The sequence below is a fragment of the Amycolatopsis sp. NPDC049868 genome, assembly GCF_044461365.1.
GTDB lineage: Bacteria > Actinomycetota > Actinomycetes > Mycobacteriales > Pseudonocardiaceae > Amycolatopsis.
The window spans coordinates 888,230-913,508 of the sequence record NZ_JBITKV010000003.1; the positions used below are offsets into that span (position 1 = coordinate 888,230).

Sequence of the window (25,279 nt, forward strand, 5' to 3'; positions counted from 1 at the left end):
CGACCCTGAAATCACACCGGAAGGGGCGGGAAGCAGGCCTGGGCGTCGTGGCCGTCGAACCAGAGCCCGACCATGAACGCCATCGTCGCCTCCATGAGCGCGGCCCGGTCGAGCCCGCCGGCGTTCAGCGGCGTGCAGCCGATGTCGCGGACCAGGGAACTCACCACTTCGACGGCCTCCGGCGGACCGCAGAGCGGCACCGCGAGCGGGCGCCCGCCGAATACGGGCGGGGTCATCCGCCACACGTCCACGTGGCACAGGTTGAACGCCTTGACCACGTGCGCGCCGGGTGCGGCGGCGGCGATCCGGGCGGCCTGGCCGGGGACCGTGAGCACGGCGCCGGGGCCGACCGCGTTCGTGCAGTCGATCAGCACCTTCCCGGTGAGATCCCCCGCCGCGGCAAGGACTTCCGGTGCCGAAGCGGCGGGGACGGCCACCAGGATCACGTCGCTCGCGCGGGCGGTCTCCGCCCAGGTCCCCACCCGGGCGGAGATCCTGGCGGCCTTGGCCCGATCGCGCGCCGCGACCATCACGTCGTGCGCCGACCACTGCCCGCCGAGCGCCTCCGCCATCCCGCCCGCCCCGAAAATACCGATACGCATGTGCTGCTCCCTAAGATCGAGTACGACACCGACCGTAGAAAGCCGCGCGGGTACCGAATGGTTACCGGAGGTCCGATGAACGACGTCTTCCTCGCCGATTGCCGTGCCCGGCTGGCCTTCGACCTGATGGCGAACACGTGGAACCCGGTCGTGCTGTGGGCCCTGCGCGAAGGACCGTCGCGCCCCGCCGAACTGCGGCGACGACTGGGCGGGATCAGCACGAAGGTGCTCACGGAGACGGTCCGGCGGCTGGAGTCCAACGGGCTCGTCCACCGGCGCGACTGCGGGCGGACGGCGAAGGTCGAGTACTCGCTGACGGATCTCGGGACCAGCTTGCTGGGGCCTATCGAGGCTTTCGGGGAGTGGGCGTTCCGGTACGGCGACGAGGTGATGGCGGCCCAGGACGAGGCGGCTAGGGGAGCGGGCGAGCCTCGGCCAGCCTGAGCAGCGGGACGGCCGCGGCGGCGTCGGTGATCAGCGTCGAGACCATCCCCGAACGCAGGACGGCGTCTATCGCTTCGGCCTTCGGTTCCGTGTAGCCCAGCGCGATCACCTCGGGTACCGCCAGCAGCTCTTCGGCGCTGATGGCCAGCACGTGGTGGGCCAGCCCGGTGGACATCGGGTTCCCGTCGGCGTCGAACAGACGCGCCGAAACTTCGGCCTTGGCACCGCGTTTCGCGATCGCGCTCCGCTCGGCCTCGTCGAGCGCGTCGTACACCGTCGACTCTTCGGGCTTCCATGCGCCGATGCTGACGACGGCCTTGGTCAGGTTCTTGAACTGCCCGAAGGTCTCCGCGATGCCCGGCTGCCTGCGCAGTGTCTCGGTGGTGCGGCGGTCGGGGAGGACGAGCGGGCCGAAGATCGGGTACGGCTCGCCGCCCGAGACGGAGGCGACCCGGCTGACCGTCTCCACCGACCGGTCGCGCATGTCCATGCCCGCCTGCACGCCGCACAGTTGCACGATCGGGCATTTCGGCAGCGACTCGATCGCGGCGGTCATCGCGTTCACCGAACGTGCCCAAGAAAGACCGAGAACATCGCCCGGAGTGACGATTTCGGTCAACAGGCGGGCGGCGAGGGTGCCGATCTTGCGCCTGGCCACCTCGCGGGATTCCGGTTCCGGCGCTCGTTCGAGCACCAGGACCCGGTCCAGCCGGTACGCGGCGCGGATCTCCTCGGACAGCGCGAGATCGACCGGCACCGGCAGCCGGAACTCGACCGTGACGATGCCGTTTTCCCTGGCTGTGTCCAGCATTCGCGCGACCTTGAACCGGCTGATCCCGAACTCTTCGGCGATCTCCAGTTTCGAGGCGCCCTGTTCGTAGAACCGCCGGGCCACCGCGGCGAGGCGCAGCGACTCCACCAGGCCGGGACCCTGTTTCTTCCCGCTCATATGAGCACTATAGCCCGAAATCAGCCCGAAAGGTTGACGTAACAACTGCGAAAAGTTCACCATGCCTGCACATGCAGTCCGAAGCATAAGCCCAGCCCGCTCATTTGAGCGGAGAGAAGAGGAGCTGGCATGCGTGCCGCGATCGTGGACAAGCCCGGGGAGATCAGGGTCGGCGAGGTACCCGACCCGAAACCGGGGGACCGCCAGGTCGTCGTCAAGGTGGGTGCCTGCGGGATCTGCGGGACCGACCTCCACATCGCCGACGGGCATTTCCCGCCGACGCCCTATCCGATCGTCCCCGGCCACGAGTTCGCCGGCGAGATCGTCGAACTCGGCGCGGACGTGCCGGGTGGCTGGAAGATCGGCGACCGGGTGGCGGTCGACCCGTCGCTCTTCTGCGGCTACTGCAAGCCATGCCGGTCCGGCCGCGGCAACCTCTGCGAGAACTGGAACGCCACCGGCGACACCGTCGACGGCGCTTTCGCCGAATACGTCGCCGTTCCCTCCGCGAACTGCTACCGCATGCCGGACACGATGACCTGGGAACAGGGCGCCCTCGTCGAGCCGGTCTCCTGCGCGGTCCACGGCGTGCGCCGGATCGGGGTCGAGGCGGGGGAGCGGTTCCTCGTCGTCGGCGCGGGCACGATGGGGCTGATCATGCAGCAGTTGCTGCAGCGCGCGGGCGCCCAGGTCACGGTGGTCGACCGCAACACCGCTCGGCTCGGCCGGGCCATGGACCTCGGCGCGGCCGCCGTCGCGGGTGACGTGAAGGACCTGGACGACGAGAAGTTCGACGCCGCCGCGGACTGCACCGGGGCCGCGCCCGCCATCGAAGCCGCTTTCGACTCGCTTCAGCGCGGAGGCCGTCTGCTGGTCTTCGGGGTCGCGCCCGCCGAAGCACGCGTCGCGCTTTCGCCGTTCCGGATCTACAACGACGAGATCACCGTCGTCGGCTCGATGGCCGTCATGAACAGCTTCGGTGCCGCGCTCGATCTGGTCGCCGACGGCGCCGTCGACACCGCCGCGCTGCTCACCGACACCCTGCCGCTGGAGCAGTACCCCGACGCTCTCGCCCTCATGCGCAGCGGCGCCGGCTTGAAGGTGCAGGTCATACCGGGAGGCGAAAGTGCGTAAAGCAGCCGCTCTGTTCGCGGTACTCCTGTTGAGCCTCACCGGATGCGCCGGTGCGGGCGCGCTGGGGACGGGCGACCGGACGCTCGTCGTCGCGATCGTCGCGAACCCGCAGATGAAGGACGCCATCGAGCTTTCCGGCGAGTTCGAGAAAGCGAATCCCGGCGTCAGCCTCAAATTCGTGTCGCTTCCCGAGAACCAGGCGCGCGCGAAGATCACCGCGTCGACGGCCACCGAAGGCGGCGAGTTCGACGTCGTCATGATCAGCAACTACGAGGCGCCGCAGTGGGCCGCGAACGGCTGGCTCGAAAACCTCGAACCGCATATCGCGGCGAATCCCGCCTACGACGCGGGCGACTTCATCCCGAGTATCAAGGAATCCTTGTCACACAACGGTTCCATGTACGCGGTGCCGTTCTACGGCGAGTCGTCGTTCCTGGCCTACCGGAAGGATCTGTTCGAGCAGGCCGGGATCACCATGCCCGCCAAACCGACGTGGACCCAGATCGCCGAGTACGCCGCGAAACTCGACGACAAGGCCAAGGGCATCGCCGGGATCTGCCTGCGCGGCAAGCCCGGCTGGGGTGAGAGCCTCGCGCCGTTCACCACGGTCGCCAACACCTTCGGCGCGCAGTGGTTCGACAAGGACTGGAACGCGAAGCTGACCAGCCCCGAGTTCAAGGCCGCCGCCGAGTTCTACGTGAACCTCGTGCGGAACCACGGCGAGGTCGGCGCGTCGAGCGCGGGCTTCTCCGAATGCGGCACGCGGTACACCCAGGGCCAGGCCGCGATGTGGTACGACGCCACGGTCATGGCGGGCACGAACGAGGACCCGTCGGCCAGCAAGGTCGTCGGGAAGTCCGGCTACGCGCCGGCGCCGGTGGAGAAGACACAGGCGAGCGGCTGGCTCTACACCTGGGCTTTGGCGATCCCCAAGGTCGCGAAGCACAAGGACATCGCCTTCAAGTTCATGTCCTGGATGACCGACAAGGCGTACGTGCAGCGAGTCGCCCAGGAGTTCGGCGACTGGAACCGGGTTCCGCCGGGCGTGCGGAAGTCGACCTACGACATCCCTCAGTACCGCGAGGCCGCCAAGGCCTACGCGCAGCCGACACTGGACGGAATCGCGGACGCCGACCAGCGCAAGGCGATGGCGAATCCGGTGCCCTATCCCGGGATCCAGTTCGTCGGCATCCCCGAGTTCCAGGATCTCGGCACGCGGGTGAGCCAGCAGCTTTCGGCGGCGATCGCGGGCCAGATCACCGTGGACGAAGCGCTCAAGCAGTCGCAGGAGTACGCGCAGACCGTCGGCAAGTCGTATCAGGAGGTGCAGTGATGGCCACGATCTCCGCTCCTGCTCGCCCCGAGCCCGCTCATGCCAAGAAGGCGGCTCCGAAGCGCGGCACGGATACACCGTTCAAACGACGGCTGCCGCTGCTGCCCGCGCTGTTGTTCGTCGTCGCCGTGACGCAGTTGCCGTTCGTGCTGACGGTGTTCTACTCGTTCCAGTCGTGGAACCTGGTGCGGCCGGGTTCGCGGCATTTCGTCGGGCTGCGGAACTACATCGACGTCTTCGCGGACTCGACGTTCCTCGGGGCGCTGCTGAACACCGTCGTGCTGACGGTGGTGTGCGTGTTCTTCTCGCTGCTGCTCGGCCTGGGGCTGGCGATCCTGCTGGACCGCAAGTTCCTCGGCCGCGGCGTGGTCCGGACCCTGCTGATCACACCGTTCCTCATCCTGCCCGCGGCGGGCGCGCTGCTGTGGAAGACGACGATGTTCGACCCGACGTACGGGTTGCTGCACTTCGTGTTCGGTACCGACGTCGACTGGCTTTCCGAGTTCCCGCTGGCCGCCGTGATGGCCCAGGTCGTCTGGCAGTGGACGCCGTTCATGATGCTGCTGATCCTGGCCGGGCTCCAAAGCCAGCCGAAGGACGTACTGGAGGCCGCGTCGGTCGACGGTGCCGGCCGCTGGCGGACGTTCACCGCGATCACCTTGCCGCATCTGAGCCGGTTCCTGCAGCTGGCGACGTTGCTGGGCGCGATCTACATCGTCAACAGTTTCGACGCGATCTTCCTGATGACACAAGGCGGCCCGGGGACGGCCAGCACGAACCTGCCCTTCTACATCTACCAGCGGGCGTTCCAAGGTTTCGACATCGGGCAGTCGTCCGCGATGGGCGTGATCGTCGTGATCCTGACGATGATCGTCGCGACCTTCGCGCTGCGGCTGATGTTCCGCACGTTCTCGGTACAGGGAGGCGCGAAATGAAAAGCCGCTTCGGCCCGGGCGCGCTGACGGTCGCGACCTGGGTGATCGCGATCCTGTTCGTGTTCCCGCTGCTGTGGATGATCCTCACCGCCTTCAAACAGGAGGCCGACGCCTACACCGACCCGCCTCGGCTGCTCTTCACCCCGACACTCGACCAGTTCGCCGGCGTACTCGAACGCGGATTCCTGCCATACCTGTCGAATTCGGCGTTCGTGACCGTCGTTTCGACGCTTTTCGTGCTGCTGCTGGGAATCCCGGCGGCGTACGCGCTCTCGCTCGCGCCGGTGAAGGGGACGAGCAACGCGCTCGGCTTCTTCCTGTCGACGAAGATGCTGCCGATCGTGGCGGCGATCATCCCGCTTTACGTGATCTCACAGAACACCCAGCTGCTGGACAACGTATGGGCGCTGATCATCCTGTACACCTCGATGAACCTGCCGCTGGCCATCTGGATGATGCGATCGTTCTTCCTGGAGGTGCCGCACGAGATGATCGAGGCGGCCCGGATCGACGGGGCGACGCTGCCGATCCTGCTCCGGAAGATCATCATGCCGGTGGTCGCGCCCGGGGTGGCGGCGACCGCGCTGATCTGCGTGATCTTCTCGTGGACCGAGTTCTTCTATTCGGTCAACCTCACCGCCGCGCGGGCCGGGACGGTGCCGGTGTTCCTGGTCGGCTTCATCACCAGCGAGGGCCTGTACTGGGCCCAGCTATCCGCCGCCGCGCTGCTCGCGTCGCTGCCGGTGATGATCGTCGGCTGGATCGCGCAGAACCACCTCGTGCGGGGTCTGTCGATGGGCGCGGTCAAGTAAAGCCTCGTGAGTGTTTCGGGTCAGGTCCGTGAATCGCCACACTCGACCTTGCCAAGTACATGAAGGCCCCCTTGCTTGCGCCTAGGTACAGGAAGGGGGCCTTCATGTACCTAGGACGCCCCACGTCTCACGCAAGCGACAAGGCCTGACCAGGGCAGATGTGCACGGCGGTGCGCGCGTTCTCCTCCGCCTCCTCGCCTTCGGGCTCGGCGTTCAGCAGGAGGACCGTCCCGTCGTCCTCGTTCTGGTCGAACAGATCGGGATCGGTGAGCACGCACTGTCCCGCACCCACACATTTCCCGGTGTCCGCGATGATCTTCATGGCTCCTCCTACCAGGTGACCGGCAGGGCGTGGAGGCCGTAGATCGTCGAATCGTGCTTGAACTGCAGTTCGTCGACCGGTACGGCGATCCGGATGCCCGGCACTCGCCGGAACAACGTATCGAACACGATCTGGAGTTCCAACCTCGCCAAGTTCTGGCCGAGGCATTGGTGCACACCGAATCCGAAGGCGACGTGATGCCGTGCGCCCCGCTCGATGTCGAAGGCGTCCGGGTTCTCGAAGCCTTCCGGATCATGGTTGCCCGCGTTGCTCAGGCCGACGACGCCTTCACCCGCGCGGATGAGCGTGCCGCCGATCTCGACGTCCGCCGTGGCGAAGCGCGAGGTCGCCGTCTCCGCGATGGTGAAGACCCGCAGGAGTTCCTCGATCGCGGCGAGGGTCTTGCCCGGATCCGCCTTGATCTTCGCCAGCTGATCGGGGTTTTCCAGCAGGGTCACCGTGCCGAGCGAGATCATGTTCGCGGTGGTCTCGTGTCCGGCGATGAGCAGCAGGAACGCCAGCCCGACGAGTTCGCCGTGGTCGGCTTCGCCCGTTTCCCGCTGCTTCAGGATCTGGCGGCCGAGGAGGTCGTCCTCGGTGGCGTTCGCTTCCTTCTTGGTGACGAGTTCGTCGAGATAGTTCTCGAGCGACTCGAACGCGGTCATCCGTTCTTCGGCGGTGACTTCCCGGCTGAGCATCCGGGAACTGCAGGACTGGAAGAACTCGTGGTCCGAATAGGGGACACCGAGCAGTTCGCAGATCACCAAGGACGGAACCGGCAGGGAAAGCGCCTGGACGAGATCGGCGGGTTTGGGGCCCGCGAGCAGGGCGTCGAGATGTTCGTCGACGATCTGCTGGATTCGTGGTTGGAGCGCCTTCATGCGCTTGACGGTGAATTCCCCGACGACGTCACGCCTGGCCTTGCTGTGTTCCGGTGGGTCCATCGCGATGAGGGACGGGCGGAACGGCTTGTCCTCGCGCCGGATCTGCCGCGCCACCATCAGCGGGAACGACGGGCTCTGCCGGTCGGAGCTGAAATGCGGGCTGCTCAGCATTTCGCGGATGTCTTCGAGCCGGGTGAGCGCCCAAGCCGTTTGCCCGGACGGGAGGCCGACCCGGGAAATCGGACTTTCCTCGCGAAGCCTCTCGTATTCGGGAGGCGGCGAAAACGGGCACTTACGGGCCAGCGGCAAGGTCGCGGTGGTTTCCTCGACGTCGGTCATCGGGTTGTCCTTCCCCAGAAGTCGGGTGGGTTCGGGCGGTATCGGACAGCGAGCCCCAAAACATATGCGGATGGATTCATTCCGCTTATGCAATCCAAGGTACTCAAGTGGAGACGGGTCGTCCACTCGCGAAGGGGTGGTTTCCCGGGAGGCGTGAGGGGCACGCCCTTACGTGCGAGAATCACGGCCCTGAAGGACCTTCGAGAGGCGAGCACCATGACAGCCGACCCCGAGACCCGCTTGCGCGCCGACGCGCGCCGGAACCGGGATCAGATCCTGGCCGCCGCGAGAGCCATCTTCGCCGCCCAGGGCGCCGAGGTCCCGATGGAGGAGATCGCGCGTTCGGCGGGCGTCGGAGTCGGCACCCTCTACCGGCGCTTCCCGGACCGGGACGCCTTGATCCGGGCCGTCGCCGTCGACAATTTCGACCGGGTCCTCAGGGACGCGAAGGCCGCGAAGGATCAGGAGTCTTCGGACTGGGACGCCCTGATCCGGCTCCTGCACCAGTCGATGGAGCTCCAGCTGAGCATTCAGCTCGCGATGGTGTCGCCGCGGGCGCTGGCGATCCTGAAGAGTGACCCCGCGATCAAGGCCCTGCGTGACGAATTACTCCAGGTGATGGACTCTTTCGTCCGGGGCGCGCAGGCGGAGGGCAGGCTCCGGACGGACGTCGCCACCGGTGACGTCGCGATCCTGTTCGCGACGCTGCTGCGGCAGATGCCCGGTAAGGGCGAGGAGGTCGCGCGGATGGCGACGAGGCGGTGCATCGGGATCATGATCGACGGCTTGCGGGCCGTCGGCGGGAACGAGTCATTGCCGGGAAGGGCGCTGACCGGGGCCGATCTGGACCCGTGAGTCCGTGAAGGCCTCCTTCCCTACCCTCAAAGTAGGCAAGGAGGCCTTCACGGACTTCAGGTGTCCAACTGCGGAAAACGGGGCGGCTTAGACACCCAGCGGGTGCCAGACCGTCTTCGCTTCCAGGTATCGCCGAAGCCGCGCGATGTCGGCGTCAGCGGTCCAGTCCGGCTCGGCGTCCGGGACGGTCAGGACCCGCTTCACAGTGCCCGCTGCCTCACGCGCCAGATCCGCCCGCGCGGCCGGCTCCGCGCCGGTCGGGTCGAGGGCGTTGACGTCGCCGTGCGACGCGAGCCACGAGCCCAGCTCGGACGCGCGGCCGGTCAGGATGTTCGCGACCCCGCCGGGCAGGTCGGAGGTCGCCAGGACCTCCGAAAGCGTGATCGCGGGCAGCGGCCGGTCCGCGCTGGAGACGACCACCGCGGTCGAACCGGTCGCCAGCACCGGGGCCAGCACGCTCACCAGCCCCAGCAGCGACGACCGCTGCGGCGCCAGTACACCAACGACACCGGTCGGTTCCGGCACGGTGAAGGAGAAGTACGGGCCCGCGACCGGGTTGGCCGCGCCGAGCACGGTCGCGATCTTGTCCGTCCAGCCCGCGTACCAGACCCAGCGGTCGATCGAAGCGTCCACAAGGGACTGAGCCTTCTTCGCCGCGACGCCTTCCGAAGCGGAGACCTCCGCGACGAACTGCTCACGGCGGCCTTCCAGCATCTCCGCCACCCGGTACAGCACCTGGCCGCGGTTGTACGCGGTCGCCGCCGACCAGCCGCCGAAAGCCTTGCGAGCGGCGGAAACCGCGTCACGGACGTCCTTGCGCGACGCGTGGGAGGCGTTCGCCAGGAACTTGCCCTTGGTGTCGGTGACCGGGTACACCCGGCCCGATTCCGAACGCGGGAACTTGCCGCCGATGTAGAGCTTGTAGGTCTTCGCCACCGAAATACGGTCAGACATCGAGGTAGGCCTCCAGTCCGGTGCGTCCGCCTTCGCGGCCGAAACCCGACTCCTGGTAGCCGCCGAACGGCGCGGCGGGATCGAAGCGGTTGAACGTGTTGGCCCAGACGACACCGGCGCGGAGCTGGTTCGCCATCCAGAGAATGCGCGAGCCCTTCTCGGTCCAGATTCCGGCCGAGAGCCCGTACGGCGTGTTGTTCGCCTTGGTGACGGCCTCGTCCGGCGTGCGGAAGGTCAGCACCGAAAGCACCGGCCCGAAGATCTCCTCGCGGGCGATGCGCATCGACTGCTGGACGTCGGAGAACACCGTGGGAGCGAAGAAGAAACCGCGTTCCGGTACCGGGCACGGGCTGGTCCAGCGCTGCGCGCCTTCGGCGTCGCCGGACTCCACGAGACCCTTGATCTTCGCGAGCTGCTCGGCGGAGTTGATCGCGCCGATGTCGGTGTTCTTGTCCAGCGGGTCGCCCAGCCGCAGCGTCGAGACGCGGTAGCGCAGCTTTTCGAGCAGTTCCCCGGCGATGGACTCCTGCACCAGCAGCCGCGAGCCCGCGCAGCAGACGTGGCCCTGGTTGAAGAAGATCCCGTTGACGATCCCTTCGACGGCCTGGTCCAGCGGAGCGTCATCGAAGACGACGTTCGCCGCCTTGCCGCCCAGCTCCAGCGTCAGCTTCTTCGAGGTGCCCGCGATCTGGCGCTGGATGGCCTTGCCGACCTCGGTCGATCCGGTGAAGGCGACCTTGTCGACGTCGCCGTGGCCGACCAGCGCGGCGCCGATGTCCCCGGCGCCGGGCAGGATGTTCACCACACCGGGCGGGAGTTCGGCCTGCTGGCAGATCTCCGCGAACACCAGCGCGGTCAGCGGCGTGGTCTCCGCGGGCTTGAGCACCACGGTGTTGCCGGTGGCCAGCGCGGGCGCGATCTTCCACGCCAGCATCAGCAGCGGGAAATTCCACGGGATGACCTGTCCCGCGACGCCGAGCGGCTTCGGGTTCGGGCCGTAGCCCGCGTAATCGAGCTTGTCGGCCCAACCCGCGTGATAGAAGAAGTGCGCGGCGGCCGTCGGCACGTCGGAATCACGCGATTCCTTGATCGGCTTGCCGTTGTCGAGACTTTCCAGCACGGCCAGTTCCCGCGACCGCTCCTGGATCAGGCGCGCGATGCGGAAGAGGTACTTGGCGCGCTCGGAGCCCGGCATCTTGGACCAGACACCGGTGTACGCCTTGCGCGCGGCCTTCACCGCGATGTCCACATCGGACACCGACGCGGTGCCGACCTCGGCGAGCACCTCTTCGGTGGCCGGGTTGATCGTCTTGAGCGGCTCGCCAGAGCCGTCGACGAATTCGCCGTTCACGAACGGCCGGTAATGCGACTTGAGGTTCGCGAGGTCGCGCGATTCGGGCGCGGGCGCGTACTCGAAGATGCCCATGGATCAGTCCACCGTCACGTAGTCGGGACCGCTGTAGTGGCCGTCGGCCTGGGTGCGGCGCTGCAGCAGGAGGTCGTTGAGCAGGCTGGACGCCCCGAACCGGAAGAGATCCGGGTTCAGCCACTGCTCGCCGGCGACCTCGTGCACCGCGACCAGGTACTTGATCGCGTCCTTGGTCGTCCGGATGCCACCGGCCGGTTTGACGCCGCGCAGTTCACCGGTCTGGACGAACCAGTCGCGGACGGCCTGCAGCATCACGTGGGTGACCGGCAGCGTCGCGGCGGGCGAGACCTTGCCGGTGGAGGTCTTGATGAAGTCGCCGCCCGCCAGCAGCGCGAGCCAGGAGGCGCGGCGGACGTTGTCGTAGGTGGCCAGCTCACCGGTTTCGAGGATGACCTTGAGGTGAGCGCCGCCACAGGCGGCCTTGATGGCCTGGATCTCCTCGAAGACCTCCAGGTAGCGGCCTTCCAGGAAGGCGCCGCGATCGATCACCATGTCGATCTCGGCGGCACCGGCGTCCACGGCGATCTTGGTGTCGGCCAGCTTGATCTCGCGGCTCGTGCGGCCGGCCGGGAAGCCGGTGGCCACACTCGCGACGTGGATGCCGGTGCCGCGAAGCGCCTCGACAGCCGTCTCGACCATGTCCGGGTACACGCAGACGGCCGCGACCTGCGGGGTGTCCGGGCGTTCCGGGTCCGGCCGCTTGGCCTTGGCCGCGAGCGCGCGGACCTTGCCCTGGGTGTCGGCGCCTTCGAGGGTCGTCAGATCGACCATCGAGATGGCGGTGTCGATCGCCCAGAGCTTGGCGGCCTTCTTGATGCTGCGCGTGCCGAGTCCGGCCGCCCGCTGCTCGACGCCGACCTGGTCGACACCAGGCAGCCCGTGCAGGAACCGGCGCAGGCTCGCCTCGTCGCGAGTCGCGTCCGCCAGCGGCGACGGGGTGTCCGTCGCCGCTGACGAGCTGGTCGTAGCTGTCATACGGGTGAGTGTAAGCGGCCTACAAGCTGGGCACCGGGGCCTGGGCGACCGCCCTGGTCGAGGGCACGACCGGGGTGCAGAACTCGCTGACCATGGGCAGCTGGCGTTTGAGCTCGGCGTCCGGCGACGCGGTGAGATCGACGGTGGCCAGCGTGGAGATGTCCTTGCCGGACTCGTCGTGGAAGCTGAGCGTGGCGAAGCCCGGCAGATCGCCCCCGTGACCCCACACGACGTGGTCGTCCGCGCAGGCGCCGGCGGTCTTGAGGTTCACCTTCATCAGGCCGAGGCCGTATTCCGAGCCGCCGCCCATCGGGACCGTCGTCTTCATCTGCTTCAGCAGGTCCGCGGGCAGCAGGCGGCCGCCGAACAACGCCTCGAAGAAGCGGTTGAGGTCCTTGCCAGAGGACACCATGCCGCCCGCGCCGAAATAGCGTGTGTAGTTGTAGGTGGTGAGGTCGGTGAGGCCGCGCGGCGCTTCGTACAGCTGCTCGTAGCCGCGGGCGGCCGGGCGGATCAGGAATGGGAAGTCGCGGGGGAGCGAGGTGTCGCGCAGGTGCAGCGGCCCGGTGATCCGCTCGGCGAGCGCGCGTTCCAGCGGCTTCCGCGTGGTCTTCTCGACCAGCAGGCCGAGGACGTTGTAGCCGGTGTTCGAGTACGCCCAGCTCGTCCCCGGCTTGAACTGCAACGGCTGCTTCGTCACGCTCAGGCGGATCATGTCGTCACTGTCGAAATGCTCGAAGCGTTCGGTGTCGACCTCCGCCGGAGACGACCAGGTGTCCTCGGGAAGCAGGTCACGCGGGAGGCCGCTGGTGTGCTGCAGCAGCTGGCGGACGGTGATCGGCTCGGGATATGGCAGCAGCCCGGGAAGATAACGCTGAACCGGCTCGTCCAGCCCGACGCGCTTTTCGGCCACGAGCTGAAGGACCAGCGTCGCGACGAACACCTTGGACACACTCGCGATCCGCCAGCGGCCCGACGCGTCGGGCTTGCCGGGACGCTCGATGTTCGCGACGCCGCTGACCCCGCGGAAATCGTCGGCGACGGCGACCATGCCCGGAATGCCCGCGGCGACCGCCGCGTCCATCGCGGCCTGGCGCGGATCGGTCCTCTCGGCGGCCGCCGCCGGAAAGGCGGTGACGGAAAGCATTGCGGCACAAGCGATCGCGACGAAACTTCGGCGCATCGGATATCCCCCCAGGTTGTGTTCAGCCTTCGATTTCAGGCACGTCCCTCTTGCGTGGCTTCCGCTTCACGACGACCCCACCCCAGAATGCCAGGCCGGTGATCTTCACGGTCGGCGCCGTCGGCGGCGCCGCGGGTGTCCCGGCGCGGTCTTCCAGCTCGAAGGCGCCCATGAAGCCGATTCCGGTGACGTCCACGTTGATGTCGTCGGGTACGACGATGTCGACCCCGCCCATGATCGCGACCGCGGTGATCGTCGAATGCTTTTCGGCGAACCGCGCCTGCCGCAGGTCGATTTCGACGCCGCCCCAGAAAGCGAAACTGTTGTGCTGCGGCGGAACGACCCAGCTGCCCTTGCGCGACGCGCCCGACATGACGGCGATCGAGGCGCCGGAGCCCGGATGCCCGCCGATGCGGTCGTCGGGCAGGCCGAGCGCGCGCGAGGTCGCCGGCTCGATCGCCGACCGTGCGTGCTGGGGCAGATCCGCGGTGACCGGCTTCAGATCTCCGACGGTCTTGGCCGCGTAGACGGTGGTGAGCCGCTCTTCCAGCTCGTTGATGGTGATACGCCCTTCGGACATCGCCGCGTGCAGCACCTGCGCGACCTGCTCGCGATCGGCGTCGGAGATGCGCATCTGATCGGGGCCCGGCAGGGCCGGTTCTTCACTCACGCGGAGGAGCCTAGCGCCGACGAGAGGGCCAAGCGTCCATCTTATGGTCGACAGTGGCATCCTCCCTTGATGGGGAACTCACTACCCGGCGCCATCGAGCTGCCGGATGGGATCAAGGTGCGAGGACGGGGCCTGGGTCGCCCCTGGCCGGACGGGCCCTCGCCGGATTTCGGACTGTATTTGGGCGGCGCGAAGCTGCGCGGGAAACATGATCACAAAATGGACTGGGAGCGGGCGTGGATCCGCTGGCCGGACTTTCTGCTGCCGACGGACTGGGCGGACGCGCGGCGGCGGATCGTCGGCCTGCACGACCGGGCGGCGGCGGGAGAGGCCGTCGAGGTCGCCTGTTACGGCGGAGTCGGGCGGACCGGCACGGTGCTGTCCTGTCTCGCCACCCTTTCGGGGCTGAGCGCCGACGAGGCCGTGGCCTGGGCACGAGCCAACCACGACAAGCGCTCGGTGGAGACGCCGTGGCAGCGCCGCTGGGTCGGCTGGTTCGCGCGGCAGGCGTGAAGAGCTAAATTGACCGGCATGGATGTGCACGTCGTTGATCACCCGCTGGCCAAGGCCAGGCTTTCCACCATGCGCGACGCGCGCACCGACAGCGCCGCCTTCCGCGCGGCGCTGCACGAACTGACCGTCATGCTGGTCTACGAAGCCACGCGCGACATGCCGGTGCGGATCGAGCGGATCCACACGCCGGTGGCGCGCACCGACGGCTACGCGCTGGCGAGCCCGCCGCTGCTCGTGCCGGTGCTGCGGGCCGGGCTCGGGATGGCGGACCAGGCGCACAAGCTGATCCCCGACGCCCAGATGGGTTTCGTGGGCCTCGCCCGCGACGAGGAGACCCTCAAGCCGACGCCGTACCTCGAATCGCTGCCCGAATCGCTCGCCGACCGGCCGGTGATGGTGCTCGACCCGATGCTGGCGACCGGCGGCTCGATGGAGTACACGATCCGGCTGCTCACCGACCGCGGCGCCACCGACGTCACCGCGATCTGCGCGCTGGCGGCGCCCGAGGGCATCGAGCATCTGAAGAAGACCGGGCTGCCGCTGCGGGTGGTGACCGCGAGCATCGACGAGCGGCTGAACGATTCCGGTTTCATCGTGCCGGGTCTCGGCGACGCGGGGGACCGGCAGTACGGCGCCGTCTGACCCCGGATCGCGTTTAGCGGGCTAAACGCGATCCGGTGCCCCGCCGGTCCGGCCTGGTTCGCAACATCTCGCCGGGTGCCGGTCACTGACGGATGTGACCAGAACAGTGACCGGAACGGTGGGGGTGCCGGTGGACTCGGGCGAACCTCCTCCCGACAGGAGCGACACGGAGCTTTGGCGGACGGCCGCGGGCGGTGATCACGGGGCCTTCTCCGAGCTGTTCGAACGCCATGCCCAATCGGTGTGGAACCACGCCTACCGGCTGACCGGGTCGTGGGCGTCGGCCGAAGACCTGACTTCGGCGACGTTTCTCACCGCCTGGCGGCGTAAGGCGGACATCACGCTCATCCGCGACAGCGCGCTGCCGTGGCTGTACACCGTCGCGGGAAACCTCGCGCGCAGCGAACATCGCAGCACCGGGCGGCGGCTCCGGCTCGTCCGGCGGCTGCCGGAACCCCGGTCGGTGTCCGACCACGCCGATACCGTCGTCGATCAGCTCGACGGTGAGGACCGCCTCCGGCAGGTGCTCGCGTTGGTCGCGAAACTGCCGAAATCGCAGCGTCAGGCCGTCGAACTCTGCCTGCTCGGCGATCTCTCCCTGCCGGACGCCGCCGAACTGCTCGGTGTCGCCGAGGTGACCGTCCGTGCCCACATCTCGCGGGCCCGTGCGCAGCTGCGGGCCGCCCTGGAGGAGAAATGACCGACGACCTCGGCCTGCCGGGCAGGCGTGAACTTCCGCCGGAAGTGCTGGACAACCTGCGGATGTCCCTGCGGGAGGGAATGGGAAAACCCGCGCGGCGGCGCTGGCCGATCGTCGCCGCCGCGGCCGCCGTCGTACTGGTCCTCGCGGGTGCCTTGGTCACGACCGTGGTCATCCGGGAGCCGGACCGGCAGGGCCCCGCCGTCGCGAGCGACCCTGACTTCGCCCTCGACCTGCCGAAGGCCGTCCCGGCCATGGACCGGTGCTGGGCGGCGCTCCAGTCGCGTGGCAGGGTCACTGGCTTCCCCGCCCGTGACGAATGGGTGCCACAATTCACCGTCGCCCCTTCCTGGACGCCCGTGACGGTCGTCGCAGTGCGTGCGGGCGGCAAGATCTTCTTCTGTGAAACCACGTCGATCACGGTGACGGTCTCCGATCCGAACGCCGCTCCGTCCTACGCCACCGGGACCAAGGCCGCCGCACTGCTGATGAGCCGTGCCGGAACGGTCGCCGGGGTGGCCGACCCCGGCTGGGAAAAGATGGAGGTCTTCAGCCGGACCGCCGATTCGACGGCCTCGGCCGATGTGCCGATCTTCCGGAACGGGAACCTGTTCGTGGTGCTTTCGCAGTCCAAGCCTTCGCGGACCACGTACTCGGTCGGGCCGTACACCGGGGAGCCGGGTGACGGCGTCACCGTCGCGCCGCACGGCCTTCGGCCCGCGCCCGAACCGGCTGTGACGGACATCGATCGCGTCCCGCCCGTGGTGCCGGATCGGGGCACACCGGCGGGGATGTTCTTCCAGACCTGCGCGGAGGGGGCGACCGAACCGCTGCCCGACGTGGACGTGTACGAGACCGGGACGCTGCTCGAAGGAGGTGACGTCAAGGTGGTCGTCGCCCGGCTCGGCGACAGGTTCGTCGTCTGCCAGGGCGGGCTCGGCTATCACGACGGAACGAGCGAGTACTACCGCCTCTTCGCCGACCCGAACACCGCTCCGCGGTCAGTGGGCAAACTTTCGACCGAAACGCTCGGCGGCTCCGAGCAGGGCGGGGCCGGCAGCGCGAAGAACCCGTTCATCGGGATCGTCCCGCGGTCCGCGGTCACGGTGAAACTCGATTTCGGCGCGGGTAAGAAGGTCGACGCGGTCGCGACCGACGGGACTTTCGCGACCTGGCGACCGGAGGGCACAGAGGCGATGGACCCGAACGCGCAGGTGGGTGTCGTCGTCCTCGACGCCGAAGGGAAGACGCTCCACGAGGGCACCCTTCCGCTCTACTGAGTGCCGGATCGCGTTTAGCCCGCTAAACGCAGGTCGGCCCACGCCAGCGCGAAGTGCCCGGATCGCGTTTAGCCCGCTAAACGCGACGCAGCCAGCCCGAGGCGTTCGCCCGCAGCGCGGTCTCGTAAGCCGCGCTCACGGTGAACTCCTCGGGCAGGTTCCCGTTCAGCTCCAGCGACACGAGGCCGTGCACGATGCCCCAGCAGCTCACGGCGATGACCTCGGGCGGCACGTCGAGGAAGGTGCCGTCGGCGACGGCCTTGCGGATCGTCTCCTCGAGCGGCGCCATCGTGGCGCGTGCCTGGCCCGCCGTTTCGTCCGCCGGTTCGAAACCCGGCACCGACTTCGTGAACATGATCGCGTAGAGGTGCGGGTCGGCCAGCGCGCTTTCCCGGTACGCGACGCCCAGCCGCACCAGATCCTCGACCGGGTCACCGCTCAGCGTGACCCCCGACATCCGGCGGCCGAAGCGGCGGAAGCCCTCGGCGAAGAGGGTGCCGACGAGATCCGTTTTCCCGCCGAAGAGCGAGTAGACCGCGGTGGTGGACGTGCCGACGTCGGCGGCCAGTTTGCGGAGGCTGAGCGCCTTCGGGCCGTCGGCCGAGATGAGCTCACCGGCGCGGTCCAGCAGTTTCAGCCGGAGGTTCTCGTCGTGCGTCCTGGGGCGGGGCATGATCCCATGTTAACGCAACACTGTTATCAATCGCTCGGATTCGGAGTTGACCTGGAGCGCACTCCAGGTCGTACTGTCGTTCACATGAGCTACTCGATAGCGGAAGCCGCGCGACGTAGCGGACTGTCCATCGACACTCTCCGGTACTACGAGCGCATCAAACTCGTCGAGCCCCCGGCGCGGGACGCCGCGGGGCGGCGCGCCTACACCGACGACGACCTCGGATGGCTGGGGTTCCTGACCAAGCTGCGCCTGACCGGCATGCCCATCAAGCGGATGCGGGAGTACGCCTCCCTGCGTCACCACGGGGCGGCGAGCGCGGGGCGGCGCAAGGCGATCCTCGTCGACCAGCGTAAATCGGTCGCCGATCGGATCGCCGAGCTGCAGACCTGCCTCGACATCCTCGACTACAAGATCGACCACTACGACCAGGTGGAGCGCAAGGTGCTCGGCACCGGAGCCACCGTGGAGGGAATTTCAGCGTGATCAGCACCAGGAGGCTCGGCGGTCTGGAAGTCGGGGCGCAGGGACTCGGCTGCATGGGGATGAGCCAGGCCTACGGTGTCCGCGACGACGACACGGAGTCGATCGCCACCGTCCACCGCGCCCTCGAACTGGGCGTGACCCTGCTCGACACCGCGAACGTCTACGGTGCGGGAGCGAACGAAGAGCTGGTCGGCCGCGCGATCGCGGGCAAGCGGGATCAGGTCGTGCTGGCGACCAAGTTCGGCATCGTCTGGGACAAGGACGGCGGGATGTCCGCTCGCGGCGACGCGGCGTACGTCAAGCAGAGCTGCGAAGAGTCGCTGCGCCGGTTGAACGTCGACCACATCGACCTCTACTACCAGCACCGCGTCGACCCGAACACGCCGGTCGAAGAGACCTGGGGCGCGCTTGGGGAGCTGGTTCAGGAAGGCAAGATCCGCTTCGCCGGGATCTCCGAGGCCAGTGCCGAGACCATCCGCCGCGCGCACGCCGTCCACCCGGTGACCGCGCTGCAGAGCGAGTGGTCGCTGTGGACTCGCGGTATCGAAGGCGAGATCCTCTCGACCGCCCGCGAGCTGGGCGTCGGCATCGTGCCGTTCTCACCGCTCGGCCGCGGTTTCCTCACCGGCAGCGTGACGTCGGTGAAGGACCTGCCGGAGGACGACATGCGCCGCGGGCTGCCCCGGTTCGCCGAGGGCAACTTCGAGCGCAACATGGCCATCGTCGAGGCGCTGCGCGAGCTGGCCGAGCAGAAGGGCGTCACCGCGGGACAGCTGGCGCTGGCCTGGGTGCAGGCGCAGGGCGACGACGTGGTGCCGATCCCGGGCACCAAGCGCCGCAAGTACCTCGAAGAGAACACCGCCGCCGCGGAGCTGCAACTGTCCGAAGTGGACATCGAAGCCATCGAAAAGGCCGCGCCCGCCGAGGCGATCGCCGGTGAGCGTTACCCGGAGCGGCTCGCCCGCGCGGCCGGCAAGTAAACCCCGGAAGAATTGCGAGAAGAAATCATGACGGGTTCCACCCTGCCCGCACGCAGGCTCGGCACGCTGGAAGTCGGCGCGCAAGGGCTCGGCTGCATGGGCATGAGCGAGTTCTACGGCCAAGGTGACGACACCGAATCCATCGCGACGATCCACCGCGCGATCGAACTGGGCGTCACCCTGATCGACACCGCCGACATGTACGGCTTCGGCCGCAACGAGGAACTGGTCGGCCGCGCCCTCGCGGGCAAGCGGGATCAGGTCGTGCTGGCGACCAAGTTCGGCATCGTGCGCGACGAGGCGGATCCCTCGAAGCGCGGGGTCCGGGGCGACGAATTCTATGTGCGGCAACAGGTCGAGGCCTCGCTGCGCAGGCTGGACGTCGACCACATCGACCTCTACTACCAGCACCGCGTCGATCCGAACGTGCCGATCGAGGAGACGGCGGGCGCGCTGTCTTCACTGGTCGAGCAGGGAAAGATCCGGCATATCGGGTTGTCCGAGGCCGGTCCGGAGACGATCCGCCGGGCGCACGCCGTGCATCCGGTGACGGCGGTGCAGACCGAGTGGTCGCTGTGGTCGCGCGACATCGAGAACGAGGTCGTCCCGGTCTGCCGGGAGCTCGGCATCGGCCTGGTGCCGTATTCCCCGCTGGGCCGTGGTTTCCTCACCGGCCGCTTCAAGTCCAAAGAGGACTTCGCCGAAGGTGACTTCCGCCAGACGGCCCAGCCGCGGTTCGCCGACGGCAACCTGGAGCGGAACCTGGCGATCGTCGAGGCGCTGCGTGCGCTGGCCGAGCAGAAGGGTGTCACCGCCGGTCAGCTGGCGCTGGCCTGGGTGCAGGCGCAGGGTGACGACGTCGTGCCGATCCCTGGCACCAAGCGCCGCAAGTACCTCGAAGAGAACGTCGCGTCCGTCGGACTGAACCTGACCGCCGAGGACGTCGCCGCGATCGAGGAGGCGGTCCCCGCCGGCGCGGTCGCGGGGGAGCGCTACCCCGAGGAGTCCATGCGGATGCTGTCCCGCTGAACACGAAAAAGCCGGCGCCCCCGAAAAGGGCGCCGGCTTTTTTCGTTGTCAGAGCGAGGAGTTGACCGCTTCGACCACACCGTCGAGGGCCACCGTCTGCTGCTCGCGGGTCGCGAGACCGCGCACCGTCACGTTCCCGGCGTCCCAGTCCTCCTGGCCCACGATCACCACGGCCCGCGCCCCGGCCTTGTCGGCCCGGGTGAGCTCCTTGCCCAGCTTGCGGAGTTCGACGGGCGTGGACGTGCGCAGACCGGCCTTCCGGAGCCGTCCCGCGACCTCGCGCGAGGCGTCGGTGAGCTCTTCGACCACCGGGATCACCACGACGTCGACCTCGCTGCGCGGCTTCGGGGTGAGGCCGTGGGTGTCGAGGAAGTCGATCAGCGTGACGTCACCCATGCCGAAGCCGATCCCCGGGATCTGCTGCGACGTGAACAACGACGCCAGGTCGCTGTACCGGCCGCCGCCGAAGAGGGCACGACGGTTCTCCGGCGAGGTGTCGAAGACCTCGAACACGGTCGACGTGTAGTACGCGAGCCCGCGCACGATCATCGGGTCGAACGTGATCAGGTCCGCGGCGCCGCTGTTCAGCACCTTGACCAGGTTCGAGTTCTCCTTGACCTGCTCGGGCAGCTCGTCGAGCAAAGCCGCGCCCGACGACAGGATCTCGGTCAGCTTCTCGAACTGCTTGTCGGTCAGCCCGATCTCGGTCGCGGTGTCGCTCAGCTTCGTGCGGTCCGACTTCTCCCAGCGGTCCACCAGGGTGAACACCTGCGGGAGCTGCTCCGCGGTCACGCCGACGATGTCGGTGAGCGCCGAGGAGAGCAGGTTCCGGTCGTTGGCCCGTACCTGGAACATGTCCGGGGTCGCGCCGAGCGCGCGCATCATGTCGTGGATCAGCTCGAAGATCTCGATCTCGCAGTTCGCGCTGTCCGAACCGAAGATGTCCGCGTTGATCTGCCAGTGCTCGCGGACCCGGCCACGCTGCGGCCGCTCGTAGCGGTGGCAGTTCGGGTGGCTGTACCAGCGCACCGGGAACTGCAGCGATTTGGCGTTGCCCGCGATCATCCTGGCGACCGACGGCGTCATCTCCGGGCGCAGCGCCAGCCGCTCGCCGCCCTTGGTGGTCAGCGTGTACAGCTGCTGGTCGGCGATCTCCTGCCCGGACTTCCGCTCGTAGATCTCGGCGGGTTCGAGGATCGGCCCGTCGTAGCGGAGGAAACCCCGCAGTTCGAGCACGTCGTAGAGATGGCCGAACACCTGCGTCCGGACGGACATCTCGGCGGGCAGGAAGTCGCGGGTCCCCTTGGCGGGGGCTGTCGGCAGGTATTCAGGCACGTCAACAAGCTTAACCAGCGAAGGCGACGCCGTACGCGGTGGTCAGGATCGCCGCCCCGAGCAGCACCGCCCCGGCGCTCGTGACCCGCCCGCCGAGCTTGCCCTTGCCCGGCGCCAGGTGCAGGAAGAAGCCGCCGGACTGGGCGAGCACGCCGAACAGCAGCAGGAAGCACACGATCCACCTGGCGGCGTCCGGGAGCCCGGTCTGCCCGAGGATCTGCAGCGCGACCAGCGCGAGTACCAGCAGGACACCGGCGTGGGCGTGCCCGGCGCGGAACATCCCGCGCTGGTGTTCGGTCAGCTTCTTGTCGCGCAGGACGCCCATCAGCGCGTAGCCGCCGTACATCACCGTCGGCAGCGAAACGAGCGCGATGACGGTGAAGAGTTTGATCGGTCCTTCCATGAGGCAACGATAACACTGTTTTAAAACGCTGTCACCAAATTTGGCGTCCCACTTCCGGGAATCAGGCCCGAACGCCGCGCGAAAGGACCAGGCGGAGGTTCCGGAGGGCGGAAAGGTCGGCGAGCGGATCGCCGTCGACCACCAGGACGTCGGCGCTCAGCCCCGGGGCGAGCCGCCCGGTGACGTCGCCGAGGCCGAGCCCGGCGGCGGAGTCCTCGGTCGCGATCTCAAGGATCCGGCGCCTGCCGAAACCGAGCCATTCGTAGAGTTCGAGGGCGCCGACGGGGTCGTCGAAGACCGAACCGGGCAATCCGGCGTCCGTTCCCGCCAGGAGCGGGACGCCCAGCTCCTCCAGCCAGGACAGCCTGCCGTAGACGGTCTTGGCGAGCTCCTCACCCATGCGCTCGGCCAGCATCCGCCAGTTGCGGCTGCTGGTCGAACAGGCCGCGATGCCCTCGGCGGCCATCCGCTTGGCGACGCCTTCGCGTCGATCCTGCCGCTGAGGCCCGGTCATCCAGGTGCAGTGCTCGATCGTGCGGACACCCGCCTCGACCGACGCCTCGATCGCGTCGGCGCCGTGGGCGTGCGCCGCGACCGGGAGCCCGTGGCGCCCCGCGTGCTCGACGATCAGGCGCAGCGCCCGGACGTCGAACTGGGACTCCCACATGTCCGCGCCGCCCTCGGTGATCTGGCCGCCGCTGGCCATCACCTTGATCACGTCCGCGCCGGCGGCCGCGTTCGCGTCGATCAGGGCCCGGATCGCGTCGTCGTCACCGACCTCGCCGCCGAAGAAGTGGCAGTGTCCATTGAGGACGGTCAGGGGTGATCCCGCGGTCAGCAGGCGCGGAGCGGCGGCGCCGTCGGCTTCGAGCTCCGACCGGACCCGCGCGCCCAAGGCGTCGCGATCGCCGAGATCCCGCACCGTCGTGACCCCGCTGCGCAGCAGTTGCCCCAGGCGGTCCTTGGCGCCCGAGCGCAGGGCTTCGTCTTCGCTCGCCAGGAAGTTCGGCAGCATCTCGCGGGTGGCGTCGAACGCCAGGTGCACATGGGCGTTGAACAGGCCGGGCAACAGTGTCGCGCCGGGGAAGTCGAGTTTTTCGGCGTCCGGCGACGCCTGCGTCACGACCTCGGCGCGCGGGCCGGCCGCGAGGATGCGGCCGTCCTCGACGAGCACGGCGCCGTCTTCGACCGGCGTGCTCGGCCGCGGCAAGAGCCGGCTCGCCGTCAGCAAAAGCTGTGTCGTCATGCGTTGCTCCTGGAGACGGCGGCGGAGAGCGCGAGCAACGGCCGCACGTCGGATTCGATGTCGGAGGCGCCACCGGGGAGCACGAGTTTCGCGCGCCCGTCGGTCTCCTCGCCCGCGGTCTGCCGGGCGATCGCCGTCTTCAGCGCCTCGGCCGCCGCCCGCGGATCGTCCGCGGCGAGCGCGGTCAGATCGGTTTCCAGATAGGGACTCAGCTGCACGAGCCCGTCCCGGATCTCGATCACCCGGCGGTAGTACCGGCGGTGGACCGTGCGCGGGCGCCATCGTTCCCACGCCCCCTGCGGCGTGGTCCGGAGGACGATGTTCGGGTAGATCCCGGCCAGCGCGGTCCACAGCGGGGTGAGCTCGTCGTGGTGCCGCCGGTGCTGGCGGCGTCGTCGCAGCGCGGCGAACCGCGCGCGGGCGCCGGGGTAGGTGATCCCGGCGAGGAAGAGCACGATCCCGAGGATCACCAGTGGGACGGCGACGGCGAGCAGGAGCGGGATCGACGGCCCGAACGCCCAGGCGATCACGATGTAGAGCGCGCGGAAGACGCTGCCGGCGGAAAGGCAGATCAGTCCGGCGGCGCTGAGTTTCAGCCCGGTCTTCAGATGACGGTCGGCGGTGCGGATGTACCGGAAGATCCACCAGGCGCAGGCGGCGAGACCGTAGATCAGGTAGCTCCCGGCGCCCAGGTAGAACAGCGCCACCCCGGGCACGTGCACGAGCTTCGGGCTCAGCGCCAGCCCCCGTACCTCCGGCGGGGTGACGGCCATGGCGACCAGCATCAGCGCGATCGCCCCGGACAACGGGATCAGCTCGAAGAGGACACGCCGCGGCCTGCGCGGGCCCAGCGCGGAGCCGAGGAACACGATCAACAACGCGCAGACGCCGATGGCGAGCAGGATGTTGTTGACCAGACGGCCGGTGCCCTTGCCGGTCAGGCCGTCGAGCCAGCCGACGATGACCTTCTGCTGGGCCAGGAAGGAGCCGGCGACGCAGACGATCGTGATCGTGATCGCCCAGTTCGGCAGCAGCCGGGGCGCGCGGTACGTCTGGTAGATCCGCCAGGCGAGCGCGGTCGCGAACAGCACCATCGCCACGACGTTGACGGGGGAGAACAGTGAGTTCACAGCCACCCTTGATGGTCGCCCAGCGCGCCTTGGACGCGGCGGACGTCATCGTCGTCGGCGCGACGGGGAATCGTGTAGTTCAAGACCGACGCCCATTCGAGGATGATGGTCGCCACGGTCTCGGCTTCCCATTCGTGCGCCTCATCGTAGGAGGTGCGGCGTAAAGCGCGGTGTACCGCATCGCCGTCGAGGCCGGGGGCCGGGCCGCGCAGGAAGTCGGCGGGTTCGGCGTCGCCGCCGGGATGGTGATCGGCGAGCATATGCCCGAGCTCGTGCAGGATGATGTGGTCCTGGTGGGATTTCGTGGTCTCCTGCTGGAAGAAGATGTAGTCCGCCGAACCGGTGGCGATCCAGCAGCCGAACGGGCCCGGGACCTCGAGCGGATACGGCATCAGGCGGATCGGCCTGCCGCGCTGTTCGCCGAGCCGCTCACAGAGCACGCCGACGTCGAGCGGCGGCTCGATGTCGAGCTTGTGCAGCATCTTGCGGCAGCGTTTGCGGAGCTCCCGTTCCTTCATCGGTTCTCGTCCGGCTGCTCGCGCTCGGCCCGTTCGTAGCGTTCGACGAGCTCCAGCAGGTCCATCACCTGGCGGCGGCCCTGTGGGGAAAGCTCCTGCGCGCGCATGGCCATGAGTGTCGCCTCTCCGACCGGTTGGGGCTCCTGCTCGTCGAAGAAGTAGGTGATCGGCACCCCGAACAGTTTCGCCAGCGCTTCGACGTAGTGGATCTTCGGGTTGACCCGTTTGCCGGTGGCGAGCTGCTGGAGGTACGCGGGCGACATGGTGGGCCCGCCGGCGCGGTCGATCGCCGCGGACAGCTCGCGATAGCTGTGCGGGGCGCCTTCGTCCGCGCGCACCGAATCGATCAGCGCACTCAGTTTCTGGGCGAAGGTCTGATACGGCGACATGACCCCCCAACCGTTTCGAAGTCCCGTTCCGTAGTTGGAGTGTAACGCGATACAGCCTGTCCGCAGCTGTTGACAGTGCATGTATGCAGTGGTTTACAGTTGTCAAGCGGTTTCGTGCCGTGCCCGGCCTCTCGC

The 25,279-nt window shown here is 68.2% G+C and carries 29 protein-coding genes; 13 read left to right on the plus strand and 16 right to left on the minus strand.

Annotated features, from left to right (window positions below; all coding sequences use genetic code 11):
* Positions 1–11: 11 nt before the first annotated feature.
* A complete protein-coding gene (locus tag ACIBTM_RS17845) occupies positions 12–602 on the minus strand; it encodes an NADPH-dependent F420 reductase (RefSeq protein ID WP_395877798.1) in 591 nt (196 codons plus the stop codon).
* A gap of 75 nt (positions 603–677) precedes the next feature.
* Between ACIBTM_RS17845 and ACIBTM_RS17850 the strand changes: the two genes are divergently transcribed.
* Positions 678–1,046 carry a winged helix-turn-helix transcriptional regulator gene (locus tag ACIBTM_RS17850; protein ID WP_395877800.1) on the plus strand — a complete coding sequence of 123 codons (369 nt, stop codon included), beginning with the start codon at positions 678–680 and terminating at the stop codon, positions 1,044–1,046.
* Here the strand turns inward: ACIBTM_RS17850 and ACIBTM_RS17855 are convergent.
* Positions 1,015–1,995: a sugar-binding transcriptional regulator gene (locus tag ACIBTM_RS17855; protein WP_395877802.1), complete on the minus strand. Its 981-nt coding sequence runs from the start codon at positions 1,993–1,995 to the stop codon at positions 1,015–1,017. The two genes, ACIBTM_RS17850 and ACIBTM_RS17855, sit on opposite strands and share 32 nt — an antisense overlap.
* Before the next feature lie 129 nt (positions 1,996–2,124).
* On the opposite strand from ACIBTM_RS17855, the gene ACIBTM_RS17860 reads away from it, so the two are divergent.
* Genes ACIBTM_RS17860 through ACIBTM_RS17875 form a run of 4 tightly spaced genes read left to right on the plus strand, consistent with a single transcriptional unit; the run spans position 2,125 to position 6,209 of the window.
* Complete coding sequence (locus ACIBTM_RS17860) at positions 2,125–3,129, plus strand: zinc-dependent alcohol dehydrogenase family protein (protein ID WP_395877804.1); 1,005 nt, start codon at positions 2,125–2,127, stop codon at positions 3,127–3,129.
* On the plus strand, positions 3,122–4,462 hold the full coding sequence (locus ACIBTM_RS17865; RefSeq protein WP_395877806.1) for an ABC transporter substrate-binding protein: 1,341 nt from the start codon (positions 3,122–3,124) through the stop codon (positions 4,460–4,462). Before ACIBTM_RS17860 ends, ACIBTM_RS17865 begins: the two co-directional genes overlap by 8 nt.
* On the plus strand, positions 4,462–5,397 hold the full coding sequence (locus ACIBTM_RS17870; RefSeq protein WP_037332403.1) for a carbohydrate ABC transporter permease: 936 nt from the start codon (positions 4,462–4,464) through the stop codon (positions 5,395–5,397). Before ACIBTM_RS17865 ends, ACIBTM_RS17870 begins: the two co-directional genes overlap by 1 nt.
* A complete protein-coding gene (locus ACIBTM_RS17875) occupies positions 5,394–6,209 on the plus strand; it encodes a carbohydrate ABC transporter permease (protein ID WP_395877808.1) in 816 nt (271 codons plus the stop codon). The genes ACIBTM_RS17870 and ACIBTM_RS17875 overlap by 4 nt, the downstream gene beginning before the upstream one ends.
* A 127-nt stretch (positions 6,210–6,336) precedes the next feature.
* Here ACIBTM_RS17875 and ACIBTM_RS17880 read toward each other — a convergent pair whose 3' ends face one another.
* Together ACIBTM_RS17880 and ACIBTM_RS17885 are read right to left on the minus strand one after the other, a co-directional pair.
* Positions 6,337–6,531: a ferredoxin gene (locus ACIBTM_RS17880; RefSeq protein WP_037332400.1), complete on the minus strand. Its 195-nt coding sequence runs from the start codon at positions 6,529–6,531 to the stop codon at positions 6,337–6,339.
* Between the two features lie 8 nt (positions 6,532–6,539).
* Positions 6,540–7,754 (minus strand): cytochrome P450, encoded by a 1,215-nt coding sequence (locus tag ACIBTM_RS17885; protein ID WP_395877810.1) that lies wholly within the window; start codon positions 7,752–7,754, stop codon positions 6,540–6,542.
* A gap of 216 nt (positions 7,755–7,970) precedes the next feature.
* On the opposite strand from ACIBTM_RS17885, the gene ACIBTM_RS17890 reads away from it, so the two are divergent.
* Complete coding sequence (locus tag ACIBTM_RS17890; RefSeq protein WP_395877812.1) at positions 7,971–8,609, plus strand: TetR/AcrR family transcriptional regulator; 639 nt, start codon at positions 7,971–7,973, stop codon at positions 8,607–8,609.
* Between the two features lie 87 nt (positions 8,610–8,696).
* Here the strand turns inward: ACIBTM_RS17890 and ACIBTM_RS17895 are convergent, their stop codons facing one another.
* From ACIBTM_RS17895 to ACIBTM_RS17915, 5 genes are read right to left on the minus strand one after another with little or no spacing between them, the layout of a single operon-like run.
* Positions 8,697–9,563: an aldehyde dehydrogenase family protein gene (locus ACIBTM_RS17895; protein ID WP_395877814.1), complete on the minus strand. Its 867-nt coding sequence runs from the start codon at positions 9,561–9,563 to the stop codon at positions 8,697–8,699.
* On the minus strand, positions 9,556–10,989 hold the full coding sequence (locus ACIBTM_RS17900) for an aldehyde dehydrogenase family protein (protein WP_395877816.1): 1,434 nt from the start codon (positions 10,987–10,989) through the stop codon (positions 9,556–9,558). Before ACIBTM_RS17900 ends, ACIBTM_RS17895 begins: the two co-directional genes overlap by 8 nt.
* Positions 10,990–10,992: 3 nt before the next feature.
* A complete protein-coding gene (deoC, locus tag ACIBTM_RS17905) occupies positions 10,993–11,967 on the minus strand; it encodes a deoxyribose-phosphate aldolase (protein WP_395877818.1) in 975 nt (324 codons plus the stop codon).
* 19 nt (positions 11,968–11,986) lie between these two features.
* On the minus strand, positions 11,987–13,150 hold the full coding sequence (locus ACIBTM_RS17910) for a serine hydrolase domain-containing protein (protein ID WP_395877820.1): 1,164 nt from the start codon (positions 13,148–13,150) through the stop codon (positions 11,987–11,989).
* 22 nt (positions 13,151–13,172) lie between these two features.
* A complete protein-coding gene (locus tag ACIBTM_RS17915; RefSeq protein ID WP_395878108.1) occupies positions 13,173–13,784 on the minus strand; it encodes a DUF1707 domain-containing protein in 612 nt (203 codons plus the stop codon).
* Positions 13,785–13,889: 105 nt separating this feature from the next.
* On the opposite strand from ACIBTM_RS17915, the gene ACIBTM_RS17920 reads away from it, so the two are divergent.
* The 4 genes from ACIBTM_RS17920 to ACIBTM_RS17935 all read left to right on the plus strand — a co-directional run bounded on the left by ACIBTM_RS17920 (position 13,890) and on the right by ACIBTM_RS17935 (position 16,955).
* A complete protein-coding gene (locus tag ACIBTM_RS17920; RefSeq protein ID WP_395877822.1) occupies positions 13,890–14,333 on the plus strand; it encodes a protein-tyrosine phosphatase family protein in 444 nt (147 codons plus the stop codon).
* Between the two features lie 18 nt (positions 14,334–14,351).
* A complete protein-coding gene (gene upp, locus ACIBTM_RS17925) occupies positions 14,352–14,975 on the plus strand; it encodes a uracil phosphoribosyltransferase (RefSeq protein WP_034304667.1) in 624 nt (207 codons plus the stop codon).
* Positions 14,976–15,081: 106 nt separating this feature from the next.
* On the plus strand, positions 15,082–15,675 hold the full coding sequence (locus tag ACIBTM_RS17930) for an RNA polymerase sigma factor (protein WP_395878110.1): 594 nt from the start codon (positions 15,082–15,084) through the stop codon (positions 15,673–15,675).
* Positions 15,672–16,955 (plus strand): hypothetical protein, encoded by a 1,284-nt coding sequence (locus tag ACIBTM_RS17935; protein ID WP_395877824.1) that lies wholly within the window; start codon positions 15,672–15,674, stop codon positions 16,953–16,955. The genes ACIBTM_RS17930 and ACIBTM_RS17935 overlap by 4 nt, the downstream gene beginning before the upstream one ends.
* Before the next feature lie 76 nt (positions 16,956–17,031).
* Here the strand turns inward: ACIBTM_RS17935 and ACIBTM_RS17940 are convergent, their stop codons facing one another.
* The gene (locus tag ACIBTM_RS17940) at positions 17,032–17,628 is read right to left on the minus strand and encodes a TetR/AcrR family transcriptional regulator (RefSeq protein WP_395877826.1); all 597 of its coding nucleotides are present in this window, start codon (positions 17,626–17,628) and stop codon (positions 17,032–17,034) included.
* A gap of 84 nt (positions 17,629–17,712) precedes the next feature.
* Between ACIBTM_RS17940 and ACIBTM_RS17945 the strand changes: the two genes are divergently transcribed.
* Genes ACIBTM_RS17945 through ACIBTM_RS17955 form a run of 3 tightly spaced genes read left to right on the plus strand, consistent with a single transcriptional unit; the run spans position 17,713 to position 20,123 of the window.
* A complete protein-coding gene (locus tag ACIBTM_RS17945) occupies positions 17,713–18,114 on the plus strand; it encodes a MerR family transcriptional regulator (RefSeq protein ID WP_007032012.1) in 402 nt (133 codons plus the stop codon).
* Positions 18,111–19,094 carry an aldo/keto reductase gene (locus ACIBTM_RS17950; protein ID WP_395877828.1) on the plus strand — a complete coding sequence of 328 codons (984 nt, stop codon included), beginning with the start codon at positions 18,111–18,113 and terminating at the stop codon, positions 19,092–19,094. The genes ACIBTM_RS17945 and ACIBTM_RS17950 overlap by 4 nt, the downstream gene beginning before the upstream one ends.
* Before the next feature lie 27 nt (positions 19,095–19,121).
* Positions 19,122–20,123 carry an aldo/keto reductase gene (locus ACIBTM_RS17955; protein ID WP_395877830.1) on the plus strand — a complete coding sequence of 334 codons (1,002 nt, stop codon included), beginning with the start codon at positions 19,122–19,124 and terminating at the stop codon, positions 20,121–20,123.
* A 48-nt stretch (positions 20,124–20,171) separates the two neighbouring features.
* Here the strand turns inward: ACIBTM_RS17955 and hisS are convergent, their stop codons facing one another.
* The 6 genes from hisS to ACIBTM_RS17985 form a co-directional block, all read right to left on the minus strand.
* Positions 20,172–21,458 carry a histidine--tRNA ligase gene (gene hisS / locus ACIBTM_RS17960; protein WP_395877832.1) on the minus strand — a complete coding sequence of 429 codons (1,287 nt, stop codon included), beginning with the start codon at positions 21,456–21,458 and terminating at the stop codon, positions 20,172–20,174.
* Between the two features lie 10 nt (positions 21,459–21,468).
* Positions 21,469–21,861 (minus strand): hypothetical protein, encoded by a 393-nt coding sequence (locus ACIBTM_RS17965; RefSeq protein WP_395877834.1) that lies wholly within the window; start codon positions 21,859–21,861, stop codon positions 21,469–21,471.
* 61 nt (positions 21,862–21,922) lie between these two features.
* Complete coding sequence (locus ACIBTM_RS17970; RefSeq protein ID WP_395877836.1) at positions 21,923–23,107, minus strand: amidohydrolase family protein; 1,185 nt, start codon at positions 23,105–23,107, stop codon at positions 21,923–21,925.
* On the minus strand, positions 23,104–24,237 hold the full coding sequence (locus ACIBTM_RS17975) for an MAB_1171c family putative transporter (protein WP_395878112.1): 1,134 nt from the start codon (positions 24,235–24,237) through the stop codon (positions 23,104–23,106). The genes ACIBTM_RS17970 and ACIBTM_RS17975 overlap by 4 nt, the downstream gene beginning before the upstream one ends.
* Entirely contained in the window at positions 24,234–24,755 is a 522-nt protein-coding gene (locus ACIBTM_RS17980; protein ID WP_395877838.1) for a hypothetical protein, read from the minus strand. Before ACIBTM_RS17980 ends, ACIBTM_RS17975 begins: the two co-directional genes overlap by 4 nt.
* Entirely contained in the window at positions 24,752–25,144 is a 393-nt protein-coding gene (locus ACIBTM_RS17985) for a helix-turn-helix domain-containing protein (RefSeq protein WP_395877840.1), read from the minus strand. Before ACIBTM_RS17985 ends, ACIBTM_RS17980 begins: the two co-directional genes overlap by 4 nt.
* Positions 25,145–25,279 lie beyond the last annotated feature (135 nt).